General features: G+C 49.0%; 22 protein-coding genes. 13 read left to right on the top strand and 9 right to left on the bottom strand.

Annotated features, from left to right (window positions below; all coding sequences use genetic code 11):
* The coding region (locus tag ACTHTQ_RS05035) for an IS3 family transposase (protein ID WP_159069391.1) at nucleotides 1-87 on the top strand (87 nt) is incomplete at its 5' end.
* A gap of 98 nt (nucleotides 88-185) precedes the next feature.
* On the opposite strand, the gene ACTHTQ_RS05030 is transcribed toward ACTHTQ_RS05035, so the two are convergent.
* From ACTHTQ_RS05030 to ACTHTQ_RS05005, 6 genes are all read right to left on the bottom strand, one after another.
* A complete protein-coding gene (locus ACTHTQ_RS05030) occupies nucleotides 186-866 on the bottom strand; it encodes a sulfite exporter TauE/SafE family protein (protein WP_440363284.1) in 681 nt (226 codons plus the stop codon).
* A 110-nt stretch (nucleotides 867-976) separates the two neighbouring features.
* The gene (locus ACTHTQ_RS05025) at nucleotides 977-2,017 is read right to left on the bottom strand and encodes an ABC transporter permease (RefSeq protein WP_049333261.1); all 1,041 of its coding nucleotides are present in this window, start codon (nucleotides 2,015-2,017) and stop codon (nucleotides 977-979) included.
* A 36-nt stretch (nucleotides 2,018-2,053) separates the two neighbouring features.
* A complete protein-coding gene (locus ACTHTQ_RS05020) occupies nucleotides 2,054-3,109 on the bottom strand; it encodes an ABC transporter permease subunit (RefSeq protein ID WP_440363283.1) in 1,056 nt (351 codons plus the stop codon).
* Between the two features lie 99 nt (nucleotides 3,110-3,208).
* Nucleotides 3,209-4,138 (bottom strand): CobW family GTP-binding protein, encoded by a 930-nt coding sequence (locus ACTHTQ_RS05015; protein WP_440363282.1) that lies wholly within the window; start codon nucleotides 4,136-4,138, stop codon nucleotides 3,209-3,211.
* A complete protein-coding gene (locus ACTHTQ_RS05010; protein ID WP_283122017.1) occupies nucleotides 4,126-4,599 on the bottom strand; it encodes a Fur family transcriptional regulator in 474 nt (157 codons plus the stop codon). The genes ACTHTQ_RS05015 and ACTHTQ_RS05010 overlap by 13 nt, the downstream gene beginning before the upstream one ends.
* Nucleotides 4,600-4,712: 113 nt before the next feature.
* Entirely contained in the window at nucleotides 4,713-5,537 is an 825-nt protein-coding gene (locus tag ACTHTQ_RS05005) for an SDR family oxidoreductase (RefSeq protein WP_070633432.1), read from the bottom strand.
* Nucleotides 5,538-5,669: 132 nt separating this feature from the next.
* Between ACTHTQ_RS05005 and ACTHTQ_RS05000 the strand changes: the two genes are divergently transcribed.
* Both ACTHTQ_RS05000 and ACTHTQ_RS04995 read left to right on the top strand, forming a co-directional pair.
* Nucleotides 5,670-6,131: a c-type cytochrome gene (locus ACTHTQ_RS05000; RefSeq protein WP_440363281.1), complete on the top strand. Its 462-nt coding sequence runs from the start codon at nucleotides 5,670-5,672 to the stop codon at nucleotides 6,129-6,131.
* A 385-nt stretch (nucleotides 6,132-6,516) separates the two neighbouring features.
* Nucleotides 6,517-9,279: a TonB-dependent receptor domain-containing protein gene (locus tag ACTHTQ_RS04995; protein ID WP_440363280.1), complete on the top strand. Its 2,763-nt coding sequence runs from the start codon at nucleotides 6,517-6,519 to the stop codon at nucleotides 9,277-9,279.
* A gap of 149 nt (nucleotides 9,280-9,428) precedes the next feature.
* Here the strand turns inward: ACTHTQ_RS04995 and ACTHTQ_RS04990 are convergent, their stop codons facing one another.
* Nucleotides 9,429-10,625 carry an acetate kinase gene (locus tag ACTHTQ_RS04990; protein WP_440363279.1) on the bottom strand — a complete coding sequence of 399 codons (1,197 nt, stop codon included), beginning with the start codon at nucleotides 10,623-10,625 and terminating at the stop codon, nucleotides 9,429-9,431.
* A gap of 236 nt (nucleotides 10,626-10,861) precedes the next feature.
* On the opposite strand from ACTHTQ_RS04990, the gene ACTHTQ_RS04985 reads away from it, so the two are divergent.
* From ACTHTQ_RS04985 to trxA, 10 genes are all read left to right on the top strand, one after another.
* On the top strand, nucleotides 10,862-11,167 hold the full coding sequence (locus ACTHTQ_RS04985; RefSeq protein WP_440363278.1) for an HLGFF motif protein: 306 nt from the start codon (nucleotides 10,862-10,864) through the stop codon (nucleotides 11,165-11,167).
* Complete coding sequence (gene ccoS, locus ACTHTQ_RS04980) at nucleotides 11,167-11,355, top strand: cbb3-type cytochrome oxidase assembly protein CcoS (protein ID WP_003681462.1); 189 nt, start codon at nucleotides 11,167-11,169, stop codon at nucleotides 11,353-11,355. The genes ACTHTQ_RS04985 and ccoS overlap by 1 nt, the downstream gene beginning before the upstream one ends.
* Nucleotides 11,352-12,668 carry an MFS transporter gene (locus tag ACTHTQ_RS04975; RefSeq protein WP_440363277.1) on the top strand — a complete coding sequence of 439 codons (1,317 nt, stop codon included), beginning with the start codon at nucleotides 11,352-11,354 and terminating at the stop codon, nucleotides 12,666-12,668. Before ccoS ends, ACTHTQ_RS04975 begins: the two co-directional genes overlap by 4 nt.
* A gap of 322 nt (nucleotides 12,669-12,990) precedes the next feature.
* Nucleotides 12,991-13,971: a DNA polymerase III subunit delta' gene (locus tag ACTHTQ_RS04970; protein ID WP_440363276.1), complete on the top strand. Its 981-nt coding sequence runs from the start codon at nucleotides 12,991-12,993 to the stop codon at nucleotides 13,969-13,971.
* Between the two features lie 10 nt (nucleotides 13,972-13,981).
* A complete protein-coding gene (locus tag ACTHTQ_RS04965; protein WP_003682949.1) occupies nucleotides 13,982-14,335 on the top strand; it encodes a PilZ domain-containing protein in 354 nt (117 codons plus the stop codon).
* Nucleotides 14,336-14,339: 4 nt separating this feature from the next.
* A complete protein-coding gene (locus ACTHTQ_RS04960) occupies nucleotides 14,340-15,125 on the top strand; it encodes a TatD family hydrolase (protein WP_440363275.1) in 786 nt (261 codons plus the stop codon).
* Nucleotides 15,118-15,264, top strand: a complete 147-nt coding sequence (locus ACTHTQ_RS04955; RefSeq protein ID WP_440363274.1) for a DUF333 domain-containing protein — start codon at nucleotides 15,118-15,120, stop codon at nucleotides 15,262-15,264. Before ACTHTQ_RS04960 ends, ACTHTQ_RS04955 begins: the two co-directional genes overlap by 8 nt.
* A gap of 181 nt (nucleotides 15,265-15,445) precedes the next feature.
* Complete coding sequence (locus ACTHTQ_RS04950; protein WP_440363273.1) at nucleotides 15,446-16,999, top strand: fatty acid--CoA ligase; 1,554 nt, start codon at nucleotides 15,446-15,448, stop codon at nucleotides 16,997-16,999.
* An 81-nt stretch (nucleotides 17,000-17,080) separates the two neighbouring features.
* Nucleotides 17,081-18,646, top strand: coding sequence for an ABC transporter ATP-binding protein (locus ACTHTQ_RS04945; RefSeq protein ID WP_440363272.1), 1,566 nt, complete (start codon nucleotides 17,081-17,083; stop codon nucleotides 18,644-18,646).
* A 125-nt stretch (nucleotides 18,647-18,771) separates the two neighbouring features.
* The gene (trxA, locus tag ACTHTQ_RS04940; RefSeq protein ID WP_070585756.1) at nucleotides 18,772-19,104 is read left to right on the top strand and encodes a thioredoxin TrxA; all 333 of its coding nucleotides are present in this window, start codon (nucleotides 18,772-18,774) and stop codon (nucleotides 19,102-19,104) included.
* Between the two features lie 61 nt (nucleotides 19,105-19,165).
* Here trxA and ACTHTQ_RS04935 read toward each other — a convergent pair whose 3' ends face one another.
* Together ACTHTQ_RS04935 and upp are read right to left on the bottom strand one after the other, a co-directional pair.
* Entirely contained in the window at nucleotides 19,166-19,483 is a 318-nt protein-coding gene (locus ACTHTQ_RS04935) for a DUF2322 family protein (protein WP_440363271.1), read from the bottom strand.
* Between the two features lie 97 nt (nucleotides 19,484-19,580).
* On the bottom strand, nucleotides 19,581-20,207 hold the full coding sequence (gene upp, locus ACTHTQ_RS04930; RefSeq protein WP_039864255.1) for a uracil phosphoribosyltransferase: 627 nt from the start codon (nucleotides 20,205-20,207) through the stop codon (nucleotides 19,581-19,583).
* Between the last annotated feature and the right edge of the window lie 141 nt (nucleotides 20,208-20,348).

The following is a 20,348-nucleotide window of genomic DNA, read 5'->3' as shown; positions in this document are numbered from 1 at the left end:
GATTACTACAACCGGGAGCGTTGCAGTTTGAAATTGAAAAAGCTGAGTCCTGTCGCATACAGAACCCAGCTTGCACAGAGCGCCTGAATAGGCTTTTATGAGTGTCCAAGATTTGGGGGCCAGTTCAAATCTTTCAGACGGCCTTTTTGATTGCAAAACAACAAACTAAATAAAACCTTTTTACCTTACCCGATTTGCCCCATCGCAAATACAGCCAAGCGCCATATCGCCCATCCTGCCACCAACAATCCGGCGCACAAACGAACCATGCGTTTTTGCAGAAAGGTTTTCAACTGCGCGGCAAATATGCCCATCGCAAGCAAGTTCGGCAAGGTCCCCAATGCAAACGCCAGCATATACAGCCCGCCGTGCAAGGCATTGCCGCTACCCAAGGCATACAAAGACGCGCTGTACACCAAACCGCAAGGCAGCCACCCCCAAAGCATGCCCACGCCGAAACAGGCAGGAACCGATTTAATCGGCAGCAATTTATTCAGCAAAGGATTCAGGCGTTTCCATATCGGTTTGCCGATGCCTTCGATTTTGGTTGCGGCGGTCGAAATACCGGCAAGATACAGCCCGAGCAAAAGCAGCAAGACATTGGCGGCAATATACAAAGCGTTTTGAACCGCGCGCGTATCGTCCAAGGAAATGCCGACCTGCCCGACCAAGCCGACCAACAGGCCAATGACGACATAGCTGCTGATTCGCCCCAAGTTCAACAATACAATCAGCCCGATTCGGTTTAAATGTGGCGGCAGCTGCAAAGCGAATGCACTGCTCAATCCGCCGCACATGCCGACGCAATGCGTTCCGCCAAAAAAGCCGAGCAGAAAAAGAGTAAGAAATGTGATTTCTTGATTCATGGTTTTTAATGATTCAAACGAATGGATGAGGCCGTCTGAAACTTTTCAGACGGCCCTAAGAATGCAGGATAAGCTTTGCTGCCCACCCTCTTCACGCTTTAGAAAAGCAATTAACTGCGTGCGCGTACGTCAAATGCCTGACGCAAACCTTCGCCGATCATGACCAGCAAAAGCAGCATCACCGTCAGTGTAGCAACGGCAGACAGGCCGATCCACCACGCGTCCAAGTTGTCTTTGCCTTGCGCCAGCAACTCGCCCAAACTTGCCTGTGAAGCAGGTACGCCCAAGCCCAAGAAGTCCAAACTGGTCAGGGCAAGTACAGCACCGGAAATACGAAAAGGCAGGAAGGCCAGTACCGGCGTCAAGCTGTTGGGCAGGATATGGCGCCACATGATTTCACGGTTGCCCACGCCCATCGCGCGCGCCGCCAAAACGTAATCGGTCTGACGGTTTTTCAAAAACTCGGCACGGACATAGTCGGACAAGCCCATCCAGCCGAAAAGCGACAGCAACACCAGCAAAATCAACAGTCCCGGATTAAAGAACGAAGACAGGATAATCAAGAGGTACAGCTCCGGCATACCACCCCAAACCTCGATAAAACGCTGCATCAGAAGGTCGGTTTTGCCGCCGAAATAACCCTGCACCGCGCCTGCAACCACGCCGATTACGGTAGTCACCACGGTCAACACCAAGGCAAACAACAGCGAATCGCGGAAACCGTAAACCAAGCGCGCCAACAGGTCGCGGCCGCGGTCGTCCGTTCCTAAGATATGCCGTTCGGACGGTTTGGCCGGATCGGGTGCCGTATCAAAATCGTTCAAGGTATCGGCATCGTAAGGATTGGGCAGGTAAAGGGCAAAATTGCCGTCTGAAGTGATGTTGTGGCGGATAAGCGGATCCAGATAATCCGCCGGCGTATCGAAATCGCCGCCAAATGCGGTTTCGTTATATTCGTTTACCAAGGGGAAGAAATACTCGCCTTGATAGCGTATCCACAAAGGTTTGTCGTTGCTCCACAAAGGAGCAAGCAAAGTGACGACAAACAAAACGGCCAAAATCCGCAAAGCCAACCAACCGCGCTTATGCTGTTTAAAGGCTTGCCAAGTAGGGTTTGAAGTAGATTTTTTCTTTTTCATGGTTCGAAACATTCTTTAATAATGGATTGAAGATATTTTCAGACGGCCTTATTTCTGTCCGCCAAAGTGAATGCGCGGATCGACCCATGAATAAGAAATATCCGACACCAATTTAGCCAACAACCCCATCAGCGTGAACACATACAGCGTACCCATTACGACAGGATAATCGCGTTTCATCACTGCCTCGTAAGACAACAAACCCAACCCGTCCAGCGAGAACAACGTTTCAATCAACAGGCTGCCGGTAAAGAATGCGCCGATAAATGCGGCCGGGAAACCGGTAATCAGAGGAATCATGGTGTTGCGGAAAATATGCTTCCACAAAATCTGCTTCTCAGGCAAGCCCTTGGCTCGCGCGGTATAAACATATTGACGGCGGATTTCTTCAAGGAACACATTTTTCGTCAATACGGTCATCACCGCCAAGTTTCCTGCCACCGAAGCGGTAATCGGCAAAGCCATATGCCACAAATAATCTTTGACTTTACCTGCCCAAGAGAGCGTATCGAAATCATCACCGACCAAGCCTCCCTGTGGGAACCAGGCAAAAAAGCTGCCGCCGCCAAACAACACCAGCAACACCAAACCCAAGACAAACGGCGGTACGGTATAGCCGACCAAAATCACCATGCCCGTAATCGTATCAAATCGGCTGCCATCCCTGACCGCCTTGGCAATACCCAACGGAATACATATCAAATAAGTCAGGAAGAACGTCCACAAACCCAAACTCATCGATACCGGCATTTTCTCTTTCACCAGCTCAAATACGGTTTGATGATGGAAAAAGCTCTCGCCCAAATCGAAACGGGCGAATTTCCATACCATATCGACAAAACGCGTCACAGGCGGCTTGTCGAAACCGTATAAAGCATTCAGCGCGGCCAAATCTTCCGCACTGATGCGGTTGCCGTTTTTGGCCAAAGTTCCGGGCATGCTGTGTCCTGCTGTTTCACCGCCAACTGCACCCTGCGTCAGCTGCTGAACCATCTGCTCCACCGGACCGCCGGGGACAAACTGAATCACGGCGAAGGTAATCGCCAAAATCCCCAACAACGTGGGAATCAAAAGGAGCATACGATGAAAGATATAACGCCACATGGTTAAGTGTTCCTCTATTTTTTTTGATTTAAAGGCCGTCTGAAACCGCTGACTTCAGACGGCATATAGTAACGAATTAATAAGCGTTTGGCCGATGATTTACTTCTCCAACGCCTCCTGCAATTTCTTCTCAATCAAATCCGCATCAAACGATTTGGCAATCAATTCAAAACGGGAATCACGGCGCCATGAAACTTGGTTTGCGCCCCATTGACCGTCCACCCAGTTGAGCCACACCCATGTGCCGAGCACTTGGAACACGCCTTTGGCGCGGACGAGGCCGTCTGTAAATTTGGGCAGGTCGTTGAAGAAATCGGTCAGTTTTTCGCCGTCGAAATCACGTCCGGCAGGGAAAGTGAAGCCTTGAGACTGGAAGCCCATGGTATTGTCAGGCAGGGCTTTGAGGCGGTAGCGCGATTTTTCGACAACGGGAATATCAAGCCATTGGATATCGAGTTGCGCATTTTGTACTTCAACCACTTTGGCTTTAGGCGGGAACAGCTTGGCCGCTTTATCGTGAAACTCAGCCAGCTGATCGGGGGTGCACAAGTCGGTTTTGCTGGCGACCAATACGTCGCAAATGCCGATTTGGTCTTTATACAAGGCTTGTTGCGCGTAATCGGGATTAATGAATTGGCGCGGATCGACAACGGTAAAGACTGCGCCGATTTCCAGCATACTGTCGAGCGGTTTGGCTTTCAATTCGTCGATAACACTGGCGGCGTGCGCCAGGCCGCTGGCTTCAATCATCAAGCGGTCGGGTTGGGCGTCGCGCAGCATTTTTTGTACGGTCGTACCCATTTGCGCGCCGGCAGTGCAGCACAAACAGCCGCCGGCGATTTCTGCCACGGGAATGCCGTTGTCGCTCAAGACGGCGCCGTCAATGCCGATTTCGCCAAATTCGTTGACGATGATGACCCATTTTTCATTCGGGTCTTTTTGCGCCATCAAGCTTTTAAGCGCGGTGGTTTTGCCTGTTCCCAGAAAACCTGAAATCAGGTGGACTTTGGTTTTTTTCACTTCTGACATTTTTTACAGATTCCAGTTAAAACAACGTGTTCTTCTTTCAGCGCAAAGCCGCTTTCGGCAACGCCTGCGCGCAATGCCGCCCATTCGTGGCTCAAGGTCTGCTCATCCGCCGTACCGCATTCGGTACAAACCAAAATAAACGCGCTGTGGTGCGCTTCGGCTTCTTCGTGGTCATGGCAATGGTCGTTGCACTCATGCTGCGCGTGGCTGCACAAAATATAGCCGTTGACCGCCGCCACTTTGTGCAAAACGCCCTGCTCGGCCCAAAAATCAAGGGCGCGGTAGGCCGTCGGCGGCGCAACCACGCCCTCGCTTTGCTGCTGCATCTGCGACAGAACGTTATAGGCTTTAATCACGCCGCTTTGTTTCAAAACAATATCAAGCACTTGCTCGCGCAATGCGGTTACCTGCACGCCATCGCGCTGCGCTTGTTCTAAGATTTTTTGTTTGATTGCGTTCATAACTGAAACAGCCTTTCAGACGGCCTTGTTAATAAAAAATTACATTATAACGTGTTTGTTCAATTTCAGATAACAAAGAGGCCGTCTGAAACCTTCAGACGGCCTGATGCCGATTACTTAAACCAAGATTTAATTTTTCCAAACAAAGACATGCTTTGTTTTTCAAACGTTTCTTCCTTCACCGGAGCTGGCTCATCGCGGTAAACTTTCATGCCTGCAAAGGTCTGGGCAACCGGCATGATTTCGATGGAATTGACGTTCATCCGTGCCGGACGCTGATAGAGCCATAAAGCGGTATCGGCAATATCTTGCGGCTGGATAAACTCGACATTCTCATAAACCTCGGCCGCACGCTGATCGTCGCCTTTGAAACGGACATTGGAAAACTCGGTATCGCCGCACAAACCCGGTTCGATATTGGTAATGCGGATATTTTTATCTGCCAATTCGGCGCGCAGGTTCATACTGAATTGACGCACAAAAGCCTTGGTCGCGCCATAGACATTACTGCCGGAATAAGCATAACTGCCGGCAATCGAACCCAAATTAATGATGTAGCCTTGTTTGCGCGCTACCATTTGCGGCAAAATCTGGCGGGTCAGAAAAGTCAGGCCGATGATATTGGTTTGAATCATGGTTTCCCAATCGCCAAAATCGGCTTTATCAGCGGAATCCAGACCTAAAGCCAAACCGGCGTTGTTGATCAGGCAATCGATTTCGGATAAATGCTCGGGCAGGCTGTTCAAAGCGTTTTGAATCGACTCCGTACGCGAAACATCCATTTCCAACGGGTAAAACTGCTCGCCCAATTCCTCTGCCAACTGCTGCAATTTATCTTCGCGCCGTGCCGCGCCGATGACATGATAGCCTGCCGCAACAAAGGTGCGGCACATCGCCGCGCCGAATCCTGCCGATGCCCCGGTAATCAAAATTGCCATATCGTTTCCTTTCTGTACTCGTTTCAGACTTGGGTTTAAGGTATGATAACGCCTCATCAGACGGCCTGAGTGGTTGGCCGGCTGATTTTAAATTTAACGATAATCATATCATTACAATAGGACACACTCCATATGAAAACCCGTTTTCTCCCTGTTGCGCTGGCAGCAGTAGCGCTTACGCTTTCCGCCTGCGGCGGCAGCGGTGCGCCTTCCCAGCCTAAAGGCCCTATTTCCGAAGACCGTACGGCCGCGTTCAAATCCATGATGCCTGAGTTCACCCGTATGGGCAAAATGGTCAAAGACGAAGAGCCTTACGACGTTGAGAAATTCAAACAAGCTGCAGCCATTTTTGCTGAAAACAGCAAAAAACCGTTCACCCTGTTTGAATCCGACCCTCAAGGCAACGGCCGCGCCCTGCCTGCCATTTGGACAGACACAGCCACATTCAAAGCCGAAGAAGAAAAATTCGTCGCAGCAGTTGAGAAACTCAACGCCGCCGCCCAAACTGGCAAATTGGAAGAAATCAAAGCCGCTTACGGCGAAACCGGTGCAAGCTGCAAATCTTGCCACGATACATTCCGCGGTCCGGAATAAGGCTTAAAGCAATAAAGGCCGTCTGAAATATCATTTTCAGACGGCCTTTTCTTCAACTGCCTTCAAACCTTTCTATATCGACTTTATATTTTGCATTTCATGTTTTTTACCGGTTTCATTTGAAACCGACGGCTCAATTCACATAGCGCAATCAAATTTTCTTCTTCCGGCTGTTTAAATTCAATTAAATCTCCCCTTTTCTCGACCAACCCAATTCAAATTCAGACCTGCTTTATCTTTTCAGCCAGATTAATCATATGCGGTTGGATTATCTCCTGAAACAAGAATCTACTTTATTTTTTAAAAAATAAAAACCATTATCAAAATATTTGTAAAGTTTAATAATATGTTATACAGTAGCAGCTTCGTTTCTGAGGTAACTATCATGAATCCGAATTTCAAATTAAATCTACTAACATTATCTTTACTGGCTATAACAAGTATCGCACACGCAGAAGAAGAGTTTTCAACTCAAGAGCTTGATGAAATTCAAGTCAAAGGTAAACACATTGCCAAAGAGAAAAAAGTTTTTACCGAAGGCCAAGCCAAAAGTTCGCGTGAACGCGTTTATCAATCCAGCGAAAACATCGACGCCATCGTGCGGAGTATGCCCGGTGTTTTCACCCAACAAGACAAGGGATCGGGGGTATTGGCGGTCAATATCCGTGGCGATAGCGGTTTGGGTCGCGTCAATACGATGGTTGACGGCGTAACCCAAACCTTCTATTCCACTTCTGCCGATGCTGGACGCAGCGGCAGCTCCTCGCAATTCGGTACGGCACTGGATCCCAATTTTATTGCCGGTGTGGATGTAACCAAAGGCAGTTTCTCGGGTGCCAACGGCATCAATACCTTATCCGGTACAGCCAATTTCCGTACTTTACGGGTAGACGATGTGGTACACGGAAACAATACTTTTGGACTCTTGACCAAAGGATTGACCGGCACAAACAGCACCAAAAGCAACTTTATGGCAACCGGAGCGGTACAAAAATGGTTTGACAGTGGCGCGCGCCTTGGCGCGTTATATGGCTACAGCCACCGTAATGTCGAGCAAAACTATAAAGTAGGTGGCGGCGGTCAGCGTATCGGCAATTTTGGCGAAGAATATTTGGACCGTAAAAAACAAGAATATTTTGAGAGCAACTTATTAAAATTCGACCAAGGGCAAAATCGTTGGGTTCGCGACTTTTCTAAGCGCAATGCGGTTGGTAAAAGTTATTGGGACTACCCTTTCTCCAAAAAATATAACGATCCTGAAGTTTTACAAAGAGATTATGTCGATGACTTGGAAAGAGGCTGGAAAGAGAATTTGGCACCGCAATGGGATCTGACTCCAATCGACCCGACCAGCCTGCAACAACGCTCAAACAGCCATTTGGTCAAAGTGGAATACGAAAACGACAACAACAAGCTGGACCTTCAGCTTCGTACCATGAACAACCGTATCGGCAGCCGCAAAGTAGAAAACCGCAACTACCAAGCCAATTACAACTTAAACATTGGCGATTATGTCGATTTAAACGTGTTGGCCGCCCATAATTTGGGAAAACAAAAATATCCGAAAAACTCACGTTTTTCAGGATGGGGACTGCTTGATTATTTGGAAACCAAAAATACAGCCAATCTTTTGGATATCAACAACAGTTTTTCTTTCAAACTTCCCCAAAAAACAGATTTAAAAGCTACTGTCGGTTTCAATTTCTTTAAAAACCAATACAGTAAAAACCGCTTTCCGGAAGAGCTGAGCCTGTTTTACGACGGCCCGGATCAAGATGCCGGCCTGTATAGCTTTTTAGGCCGCTTCAAAGGCGACAAAGGAATATTTCCTCAGAAATCAACCATATTGCAACCTTCAGGCCAGCAAAAATTCAATACGTTCTATTTTGATACTTCCTTGAAAAAAGGCATTTATCAATTGAATTACAGCGCCAATATGGTCAACTACCGCTACAAGGGCGAATATACCGACTACTTCAATACCCAAGAAGACTTTAAAAAAGCATTTGGAGAAGATTCTGAAATTTATAAACAGCATTGCACGCCAAGCTGCGACCTTTACGAACCGGTTTATACCAAATCCGGTAAAAAGCATGCGGTAAACCATTCGGTGGCATTAAACATCAATGTCAACGATTACTTTATGCCGTTTATCAGCTATTCGCGTACGCATAGAATGCCGAATATTCAAGAAATGTATTTTTCACAAATCGGCGACTCAGGCGTCAATACCGCCCTTAAGCCGGAACAGGCCAATACTTACCAAATAGGCTTCAATACCTTCAAAAAAGGGATTTTCAAGCCGGACGATGTATTGGGTTTCAAACTGGTCGCCTATCGCAGCAGAATAAACAACTATATTCACAATGTTTATGGCAAATGGTGGGATTTGGATCAAGCACCCAGCTGGGTAACCAGTACCGGCCTGCAATACTCTATCCAGCATCGAAACTATGCCAAACCTGTCCATAAAAATGGTTTGGAAGTGGAAATGAACTATGATTTCGGCCGCTTTTTTACAACCCTGTCTTACGCATATCAAAAAACCAACCAGCCGACCAATTATAGCGATGCCAGCGAATCGCCCCGTAATTCTTCTAAAGAAGACCAAATTAAACAGGGCTACGGCTTAAGCAAAATTTCACGCTTACCCCGAGATTATGGTCGGTTTGAATTAGGGTCCCGATGGTTGGGCAACAAATTGACCATCGGCGGCATTATGCGCTATTACGGCAAAAGTACACGGGCGACGACTGAGGAGGAATTTGTTGACGGTACAACCGGTGCCAATACCTACTCTTCACATCAAATGGGCAGAAGAGTGATCAAAAAAACAGAAAGCATCAACAGACAGCCGATGATTTTTGATTTCTATGCCAATTATGAACCGAAGAAAAACCTTATCCTTCGTTTCGACATTCAAAATGCGTTCAATAAACGCTATATCGACCCTTTGGATGCTGCAAACGATGCTGCAACCCAGCGCTATTTCAGCGTATTTGAAAGAAAAGGCGGTTTAGATGATGAGGAAGTCGAATGCGATGCCAACGGTTTATGCAATGGCAAATATGGCGGCACGACACGTTCCGTCTTGAACAACTACGCACGAGGCAGGACTTTGCTGTTTACCATCAGTTATAAGTTCTAAACCTATCCGTCAGCATTCTTAATATTGCACTGATTAAAAAGCCGGTAAACACAATGTTTACCGGCTTTTTTCAGTATATTCTCAAAATTCTCTTTATCTATACACAACAAAAAACCTGCCCTTGCGGGCAGGTTTTCAATAATGACGGATTACAGGCCGCTCAGACGGGCTGTATCGTGTGCAATCATCAATTCTTCGTTGGTAGGAATCACAACGGCAACAGCTTTGCTGTCGGCAGTGGTAATTACGCCGGCGTTACCGAAACGGGCTTTCAGGTTGGCTTCTTGGTCGATGTGCAAACCGAGGAAGCCCAAGTAACCCAATACGCGTTCGCGGATGATGTCGGAGTTTTCGCCGATGCCGCCGGTAAACACCAATGCGTCCAAACCGCCGGCTGCTACTGCCATGCTGCCGATGTATTTAGCCAAGCGGTAGATGAAGATTTCCAGAGCCAGTTTGGCACCTGCGTGGCCGTTGGCAGCTTCTTCTTCGATGGTACGGCAGTCGTTAGACAAACCGGAGATACCGAGCAGGCCTGATTTTTTGTTCAGCATTTCGGTAATTTGGGAAATGGTCATGTTTGCGTTTTCAGCCAAGAAACTGAAAACTGATGGGTCGATATCGCCGCTACGGGTACCCATTACCAAACCTTCCAGCGGAGTCAGGCCCATGCTGGTATCTTTACATTCGCCGTTGGCAACTGCTGCGATAGATGCGCCGTTACCCAAGTGAGCAATGACCATGCGCAGGTCTTTTTTGTCTTTACCGAGGAAACGGGCGGTTTCATCAGAAACGTAGCGGTAGCTGGTACCGTGCGCACCGTAGCGGCGCAAGCCGTATTTTTCATACAATTCATGTGGAACAGCATATTTGTAAGCGTGTTCAGGCATGGTTTGATGGAATGCAGTGTCGAATACGACAACGTTCGGCAGGCCTTTGAAGATGCTTTGTGCAGCCCGCAGGCCCAAAAGGTGGGCCGGGTTGTGTAAAGGTGCAAGTGGAATACATTTTTCGATACCAGCGATAACATCGTCGGTAACCAAAATGGATTCGCTGTACAATTCGCCGCCGCTTACCACGCGGTGGCCGATCGCGCCGATACGGGTATCGAGGCCGTGGGCTTTGAGTTCTTCCATCAGGGCTTCAACTGCACCGGTGTGGTCGGGCTTGGCAGACAGGTCAACTTTGTGTTTTTCGCCGTTGAATTTGAAGGTGATGTAGGCATCGGGCAGATTGAGTTTTTCGGCAAGGCAGCTCAGCAATACTTCGCCGCTGTCGTTATCCAATACGGCACCTTTGAGGGAAGAGCTGCCGCAGTTCAAAACCAAGATTAATTTTTGTGTCATTTTATGCTCCTTGAGGTTTCAGACGGCATTTTTTGTCGGGACCTTACTGCTGCTCCGGCTATGTTGCACCCCTTGTGGGACGTAGTGGGTAGCGGTCTGAACAGATTAACAAAGTAAACGCCGTATTCTAACAAAAAATGTAATCGGCTGCTTGACTTAATATTTGATGTAAAATGGACGGAATTTTATTTTAGGCCGTCTGAAAAAAATGACGGCGGTTTTGAAGATTTCCCGATATGCATTATTTCAGTATCCACACTCAAGACGGCGAACACGTCGGATTTTTTATTATGCTGGCAGACGATGAATCGCAAAATCCGCCGCAAAGCGGACGCTTCGCAATCAAGCTGCAAAGCGAAGATGCAGCCGAAGCGGCGGTATTGTCGCCTTTTGAGCAAACCGATATCCCGCAATACTGGCGCGTGGTTAAAGAGCGTATCGAATTGTTTTTTGACGATAAAAATATCGGTGCGTTGCGCAACGAATACCTGACCATCAGCGGTAAAACCTTTATCCTGACCGATTTGACCGGAGCGATGTAATGGAAAGTATGTTTATCCTTGTCCCCATCAGCATTATTTTGGCCTTTATCATCGGCTGGTTTTTCTGGTGGTCGGGTAAAAACGGACAGTTTGACGACCTTGAAGGCCCTGCGCACCGCATTTTGATGGACGATGACTCCACTGAAAAACTGATCGAAAAAGACGAAGACAAAGAATCCAAACAATGAGCCTTAAAAAAGATAATCTGAATTTCCACACGACCCGCCGTTTTGCGCCGCTCTTTGGGACGCAGTTTTTGGGCGCGTTTAACGATAATATGTTCAAAACCGCATTATTCGTGATGATCAGTTTTTACGGTTTGGGCAAAAATGACTTTCTGCCGCCCAGCCAAATGCTGAACTTGGGCGCAATGCTGTTTATCCTGCCCTACTTCGTGTTTTCCGCGCTGTCAGGGCAGCTGAGCAACAAATTCGATAAAGCCGTTTTGGCGCGCTGGATCAAGCTGTTGGAAATCATCATCATGGCAGTGGCGGCGTATGGCTTCTATATCCAATCCGCACCTTTGCTTTTAATCTGCCTGTTTTGCATGGGCACACAATCGACCTTGTTCGGCCCGCTGAAATACGCGATTTTGCCCGATTACCTCAACGACAAAGAGCTGATTATGGGCAACAGCCTGATTGAATCGGGTACGTTTATCGCCATTTTGCTTGGCCAACTTTTGGGCACGGCAGTCGCAGGCGTTCCGCCGTATATTGTTGGCGGTTTGGTGTTATTGGTCGCCGTCGGCGGCACGATGACCAGCCTGTTTATGCCGTCTGTCCCCGCTAAAATGCCGGATACAAAAATCGAATGGAATATCATCAAAGGCACGAATTCACTGATTCGTGAAGCGGCGGCCGACCGTCCCGTATTTACTTCCATTATCGGTATTTCATGGTTTTGGTTTATCGGCTCGGTTTATACCACCCAACTGCCGACGTTCACACAAATCCATTTGGGCGGCAACGATAATGTGTTCAACCTGATGTTGGCGCTGTTCTCCATAGGTATCGCTATCGGCTCGGTGTTATGCGCCAAACTCAGCCATGAGCGCCTGATTTTGGGCTTGGTCACCATCGGTACTCTGGGGCTGACTGTCTGTGGATTATTGCTGGTGTGGCTGACCCACGGCCAACGCTTTACCGAATTAAACGGCATTATTTGGTTTTTATCACAAGTCCAAGCGTATCCAATTATGCTGGTGATGTCGGCTATCGGCTTTTTCGGCGGCTTCTTCTCCGTACCGCTCTACACTTGGCTGCAAACCGCCAGCAGCGAAACCTTCCGCGCCCACGCCGTCGCCGCCAACAACATCATCAACGGCGTGTTTATGGTGTCTGCCGCCATTTTGAGCGCGGTTTTGCTGATGTTGTTTGACAGCATTACGCTGCTATATTTGATTGTTGCCGTGGGTAATCTTCCGTTGATTGTTTACCTCATCAAACGAGAACCGAAATTTATCGGAGATTTGACCGCTTTGTTGAAAATCAGCAAATAAGGCCGTCTGAAATATATCCCCATCATGCACATTTTCATTGTTCAATCGCGTGGACAGCCTGTGCATAAATCAGATTACTGTCTGATTTAAAATTAAAAAACACATCTGCCTAAATTTTAAGCACAATTTCACCTCAAAACAAAATGCACATTTTCCCCAAACAAGCGTGTGCAAAGGCTGTGAATAAGTCAGCTTAATAGTTGATATTTCAAAGTAAAAATATATTTAATTAATTTTTAGGCAGTTTATTAAAGGCCGTCTGAAACCTTTTTCAGACGGCCTGAGAGTATAATAACCACCTAACTTATAGTTCCCAAACGATATGATTTATCCATGGCATGAAACCCAATGGCAACAGCTCGCCGCCCATTGGCAAAACCGTCCTAACGCCTGGCTGTTTACCGGCAAAGAAAATACCGGTAAAACCGAGTTTGCCCGCTTTGTCGCGCAGGCATTGCTGTGCGAATCGCCCAAGTCCGGTCATGAACCCTGCGGCGAGTGTGCTTCGTGCCATTTGTTCAGCCAAAACACGCATCCCGACTTTTACGAACTCACGCCGGAAATTCCCGAAGGCGAGGCAACAGGACGCAAACTCCTGCAAATCAAAATCGATGCTGTGCGCGATATTGTGGAAAACATTTACCTGACCGCTGTCCGCGGCGGCCTGCGCGTGGTATTGGTGCATCCGGCGGAAAGCATGAATACACAGGCGGCAAACGGTTTGTTGAAAGCTCTGGAAGAACCACCGCAACACGTCGTTTTCCTGCTCGTTACCCATGTGCGCGACAAACTCCTGCCCACCATCAAAAGCCGTTGCCGCCAGATGGTGCTGCCCTCGCCTACCCATGAGCAGGCTGCGACATACTTGCGCCAACAGGGTGTGGAAAATGCCGAAGCCTTGTTGGCATTTCACAGCGGCGCGCCTTTATTCACGCCGACTCCCGAATTGGACGCATTACGCGAAGAGTTGCTGACACTGCTGACTGCCCCGCGCCTGTTGGCCATACTCGACTACGCCGCCGCGTTCGACAAACAAAAGCAACCGCTGGCCGTTTTCATCGACTGGCTGCAAAAGTGGCTGATGGATGTCGGCTTGGCACAACAAAACATGGCACCGCTTTATTATCCGCACCATGCCCAAGCCCTGCTTCAGACGGCCTCTAAAACCGATTCACGCAAGCTGTTTGCCCTATTGGGCCGTCTGAACGCGCTCAACCCTTACGGATACCATACCTTGAGTGTTAAAATGCAGCTTGAGTATCTGCTTATCGAATATTTAGATTTTTGGCAAAACAAACCCTAACAGGTAATAAATGATGAATAAAAAAGACATTCCGGCGAAGATGTTGGCTTTGCAACTCAAAGACCCCAATCTGCTGTACAACTGCTATATGCCGTTTTTAGAACACGGCGGCCTGTTCGTACCGACCGATGACGTATTCTCCCTGGGCGAAGACATCCTCTTGGCCGTAGAAATCGCCGACTATCCCAAACGCTTCCTGCCCACCAAAGTCGTTTGGATCAATCCGGCGCGCACTTCAGCCCACCGCCCCAAAGGCGTAGGCCTTGCATTCTCCGAACACGAAAGCTGCCTGCAGGCCAAAAACCTGATCGAAGCCGAGCTTGGCCCGCGCCTGCGCAGCGACCGTACTACTTTTACCCTGTAATACCATGTATTTAATCGATTCACATTGCCATCTCAACTTTGACGGCTTAAAAGACCGCCTGCCCGAAGTCTTTGCCAATATGGAAGCGCAAAGCGTCAAGCAGGCACTTGCCATCAGCGTCAGCAAACAAAGTTTTGCCGAAGTCTTCGACATCGCCCAGGCAAACGACCACATCTACTGCACCATCGGCATACATCCCGACAGCCAAGAAGCGGAAGAATTTACCATTGCCGAAATGGTAGAAGCGGCCAAGCATCCGAAAATCGTCGGTATCGGCGAAACAGGTTTGGACTATTACTGGTGCAAAGGCGATTTGTCATGGCAACATCAACGCTTTGCCGACCATATCCAAGCCGCCAACGAAAGCGGCCTGCCCGTTATCGTCCACACGCGCGATGCAGCCGGAGACACGTTGCGGATTTTGAAAGAATGCCACACCCACTCCGGCGTGATTCACTGCTTCTCTGAAGACGTCGCCTTTGCCAAAGCCGCTTTGGATTTAGGCATGTATATCTCCTTCTCCGGCATTGTGACGTTTAAAAACGCGCCGCTGATACAAGAAGCCGCCAAATACGTCCCTGCCGATAGAATCTTGGTAGAAACCGATGCACCTTTCCTCGCGCCGGTTCCCAAACGCGGCAAACAAAACGAGCCTTCCTACGTCCGCTATACGGCCGAGTTCTTAGCCAATCTGCGCGGCGAGAGCTTGGAAACATTAGCACAAAACACCAGCGACAATTTCTATCGCCTGTTTAAGAAAGTACCCGATGGCCGTCTGAACAATGGCTAAGCCTAAAGCTTCTACCATCGGCTCTGCCTACCCGTCATCCGGGTTCTGCCTCAAACTCAACGGTAAACTCGAAATGACCCGAGACAGAAACGCAATCGGCTTGTGCTATTTTCCGAACGGCCAGACTTTTGAAGAATGAGAATTTTCCCATCAGCACAATAAATAAGTTTAAATTCAAAATATTGCTTTCCTAAGCCCAGCAAAGCTCAAGGCCGTCTGAAAGTATTTTCAGACGGCCTCTTGCTTATTTTACCGATAGGATGTAAAACCTATCCTTCGAAATAAACGGTTCATCGAAACCGTACATCAATCGACACAATATGGACACAAACTCCGAAATGCACACCCACCCTAATTTTTACGCTATGCTGACTGCAGCCTGCCAAAAAAACGGTAAAGGCACAGTCATTTTCAACGACAAAGAAAAAATCAGCTATTCCTCCCTCAAACGCGAAGTAGAAACCGTCGCCGCCTATCTGCAACACCAAGGCGTACAATTTGGCGACAGGGTCGCCCTTGTCGTTTCCAACTCTCCCGAATTTATTGCCGCCTATTTCGCCATTACTTCCATCGGCGCGGTAGCCGTCCCCCTCAACGTCTTTTTGAAAAGCGAAGAATTTTCCTACATCCTTAATGACTGCGGCGCACGCTTTATGTTCGCCTCTGCGCCGTTGGCCAAAGAACTCAAAAACATCAAAGCCAAAACCAAAATCAATAAAATCATCTGGATTGGTGAAACCAACGCCGCCAGTGGCGATGACAGCTATTTCGATGCCGCGCGTACATTCCCCGGCAAGCCGAATCTGAGCCGTCAGCCGTCAGCCAACGATTTGGCGCACATTATCTACACCTCCGGCACAACCGGCCACCCCAAAGGCGCATTAATCAGTTACAGCAACCTGTTTTCCAACCTTTCGGGTATAGAACAAATTTTCCAAATTTCGCAAAAAGACCGCTTTGTCGTCTTCTTGCCCATGTTCCACAGCTTTACGCTGACCGCCATGGTTTTACTGCCGATATATCAAGCCTGCTCGATTATTTTGGTCAAATCCGTTTTCCCGTTCTCCAACGTGTTGAAACAGGTTTTGCTCAAACGCGCCACCATTTTCCTCGGCGTACCGGCTATTTACACTGCCATGAGCAAAGCCAAAATCCCTTGGTATTTCAGATGGTTCAACCGCGTCCGTCTGTTTATCAGCGGCGGCGCGCCTCTGGCCGGACAAACCATCGACGACTTTAAAGCCAAATTCCCACGCGCCAAATTGCTGGAAGGCTACGGCTTGAGCGAATGCTCGCCCGTTGTGGCCGTCAATACGCCTGAGCGCCAAAAAACCGCCAGCGTCGGTGTCGCCCTGCCCGGCCTGACCGTAAAAGCCGTCGATGACGAATTGATCGAAGTGCCGCGCGGCGAAGTGGGCGAACTCATCATCAAAGGCGGCTCAGTAATGCAAGGCTACCTCAATATGCCTGACGCCACAGATGAAACCATCGTCAACGGTTGGCTGAAAACCGGCGACTTTGTCACCATAGACGAAGACGGCTTCATCTTCATCGTTGACCGCAAAAAAGACCTAATTATCTCCAAAGGCCAAAACGTCTATCCGCGCGAAATCGAAGAAGCCATTTACAAACTCGATGCCGTGGAAGCCGCCGCCGTAATCGGCGTGAAAGACCAATACGCCGATGAAGAAATCATTGCCTTTATCCAACTCAAAGAAGGCATGAAGCTGGAAGAAGCCGAAGTCCGTAGCCACCTGCGCGGCCTGTTGGCAAACTTTAAAATCCCCAAACAAGTCATCTTCCAAGACGAGCTGCCACGCAATGCCACCGGCAAAGTGTTAAAACGCAAACTCAAAGAACAGTTTCAAGACTAAACCGCTGTTTCAGACGGCCCCTTGATTCATGCAGGCCGTCTGAAAACCTGTCATCAACAAACTTTTCAGACGGCCACGACCATGACGACACCTATACTCGAAATCGAAAACCTAAACGGCTCCTTTCCGAGCAAGCAAGTCCTGCACGATATCAACCTGACCTTGCAACCCGGCCGCAAACTGGCATTGGTCGGCGAGAGTGGCAGCGGCAAAACCGTATTGTCGCAAGGCATTATGCGCCTAAATCCGATGGTTACCTTTGAAGGCAGTCTGAAATATTGCGGAACCGATCTGCTGACTCAGCCCGAACGTGCCCTGCAAAAACTGCGCGGCCGCGAAATCGGCATGGTGTTTCAAGAACCCATGACCGCCCTCAACCCCGTCATGCGTGTCGGCGAACAAATCGCCGAAGTCCTGTCCCTGCATTTGGGTTTGGATAAAAAACAGGCATGGGCGCGCGCTATCGAACTCCTAGACGAAACCGGCATCCACCAGCCCGAGCAAAAAGCCCAAGCCTACCCTTTCCAACTTTCCGGCGGCCAACGCCAACGCGCCATGATTGCCATGGCCGTATCAGCCCAGCCCAAGCTCCTGATTGCCGACGAACCGACCACCGCTTTGGACGTTGCCGTCCAAGCCCAAATCCTCGACCTGCTCTCACGCCTGCAGGAAGAACACGGCATGACCATGCTCTACATTACGCACGACTTAAACCTTGTGCGCCGTTTTACTGACGATGTCGCCGTTATGCGCAACGGCCGTATCCTCGAAACCGGCAAAGCAACCGAAGTTTTCGCCAATCCGCAGCACGAATACACCAAAATGCTGCTCAATGCCGGCACAACGCGCCGCGTCGCCCCTTTGCCTGAAAACCCTGCTACCGTCCTTAAGGCCGAACAAATCGCCTTCTCCGTCAAAGAATCAGACGGCTGGTTTAAAAAACGCGACAAAACCATTCTCAACCCCGTTTCTTTCGATCTCAAATCGGGGGAAACATTGGGCATCATCGGCGAAAGTGGCTGCGGCAAAACCACGCTGGCAAAAGCCGTTATGCACCTTATCGACTCCGAAGGCAGCCTGCACATCAACGGCGAGTCATGGCAACATGAATTGCGCCGCGAAATCCAAATGGTGTTCCAAGACCCGTTCGGCGCATTCAATCCGCGCATGAACGTCTTTGATACCGTTTCCGAAGCCTTACGCGTTCACGAGCCTAGTATGCCGCGCGAAGAAATGCGCCGCCGTGTCGAAGAAGTCCTCAAACAAGTCGGCCTGCCCAAAGATGCTCTCGAACGCTATCCGCACGCATTCTCCGGCGGCCAGCGCCAACGCCTCGCCATCGCCCGCGCCATCATTGTCCGCCCGAAAATCCTCGTATTGGACGAACCAACCAGCGCGCTTGATGTCCAATGGCAACAACAAATCCTTGAATTGCTCAGCGGCCTGCAAAAAGAATACGGCCTCGCCTTCATCATCATCAGCCACGACCTCGCCGTCATCCGCGCCATTTCCCACCGCGTGATGGTGTTGAAAGACGGCAAAATCGTTGAAGAAGGCGAATGCGAAAATGTGTTTGCCAATCCAAGCAGCGACTATACGTGCCATTTGATTGCCCACTCCGGCCACATGGTTCAAGAGGCCGTCTGAATCTTTAAGGATTACGATAGACGCATTTCAAAAAAACTATTGCCGGGTGGCGGCACTTGAAATTTTCCCTGTCTGCCACTATTCTGAACAACATCTTTATTAATCCCGATTTGAAAGGAAATAACATGAGCAGCGAATTGATTATCCATACCAGCGATGCCAGCTTCGAACAAGACGTTTTGAAATCCGACGTACCTGTATTGCTGGACTTCTGGGCACCATGGTGCGGCCCTTGCAAAATGATTGCCCCAATCTTGGACGACATCGCCTCCGAATTCCAAGGCCGTCTGAAAGTCGTTAAAATCAACATCGACGACAATGAAGCCACTCCTGCCAAATTCGGCGTTCGCGGCATCCCTACCCTGATGGTGTTCAAAAACGGTGAAAACGTTGCCACTAAAGTCGGCGCATTGGCTAAAGGTCAACTGACTGCATTCGTTGAAGCTTCTATCGCCTAAGGCTTTAAGCATATAAAAAGGCCGTCTGAAAATTATTTTCAGACGGCCTTTTTTATATTCATTAAGCAGCCAAGGGTTTCAAAGTCAGGCTGGCATTTTCAGCTTTCACTTTAAACAGCAAATCAATATTCGGATGCTTGCCCGGATTGGCTTCGGCATCGGCAACATGTTCGGCAAACCATGCCAGGCCGCGTTCTGCTGCCGCTGCTTCCAGCTTGCCGTCAAACTCTTGCGCCAAAGCATGGTAAAGCTTGAGCGAGCCTTGTTTGCCGGGCGCATTGGGAATGTGATGAACCACATTGCCCTCTTTATCGAGAATATCCAAGCCGCTCAAATGGTCGATGGCAGGCATGGTGGCCAAATTATCTTGGAAGATCATGATTGTCCTTTCTGATGTAGGTTTTAAAGCAAACCATATAACAAGGCCGTCTGAAAGTTGATGTTTGACACTTTTCAGACGGCCTTAAACATTTCAATTAACGTGTACCGAAAATCTTATCGCCGGCATCGCCCAAGCCTGGGATGATGTAGCCGTGTTCGTTCAAGTGGCTGTCGAGCGCGGCAGTGTAGATGGTTACATCAGGATGCGCGTCATTGACGGCTTTCACGCCTTCCGGAGCGGCAACCAATACCAATGCTTTGATATTGCTGCAACCTTTGGCTTTCAGCAAGTCGATGGTCGCAACCATAGAGCCGCCGGTCGCCAACATCGGGTCGATAATCAGGGCGGGACGCTCAGCCATGCTGTCAACGAATTTTTCAAAGTAAGAAACCGGTTTCAGCGTTTCTTCATCACGCTGCAAGCCGACAACGCTGATTTTAGCGGTAGGAATCAGGTCGAGTACGCCGTCGAGCATACCCAAACCGGCACGCAAAATAGGGACAACGGTCAAGGTTTTGCCTTTGATACGGTCGCCTTCGATGGAGCCACACCAACCGTCGATGATGTATTTTTCGGTTTCAAAGTCGCGGCTGGCTTCATATGCCATCAGGCGTGCCAGCTCGGTAGTGAGTGTGCGGAATTTGTAGGTGCTGCATTCTGCCTCGCGCATCAAAGTCAGTTTGTGGCGGACGAGGGGATGATTGATGACGGTAACGTTCATTTTCTGTATTTCCGAGTTTCGTTGACGGAGTGAATTATACTTTTTTTCACGAATGGCGAAAAGGGGATGTTTCGTACGAAAGGCCGTCTGAATCAGGGTTTCAGACGGCCTTTGTCAACAATTTTACATTATGGAATATTG

This window comes from Neisseria sp. P0020.S003 (assembly GCF_051957095.1).
In the GTDB taxonomy this organism is placed as follows: domain Bacteria; phylum Pseudomonadota; class Gammaproteobacteria; order Burkholderiales; family Neisseriaceae; genus Neisseria; species Neisseria subflava.
This window is presented reverse-complemented; position numbering and strand designations above follow the sequence as displayed.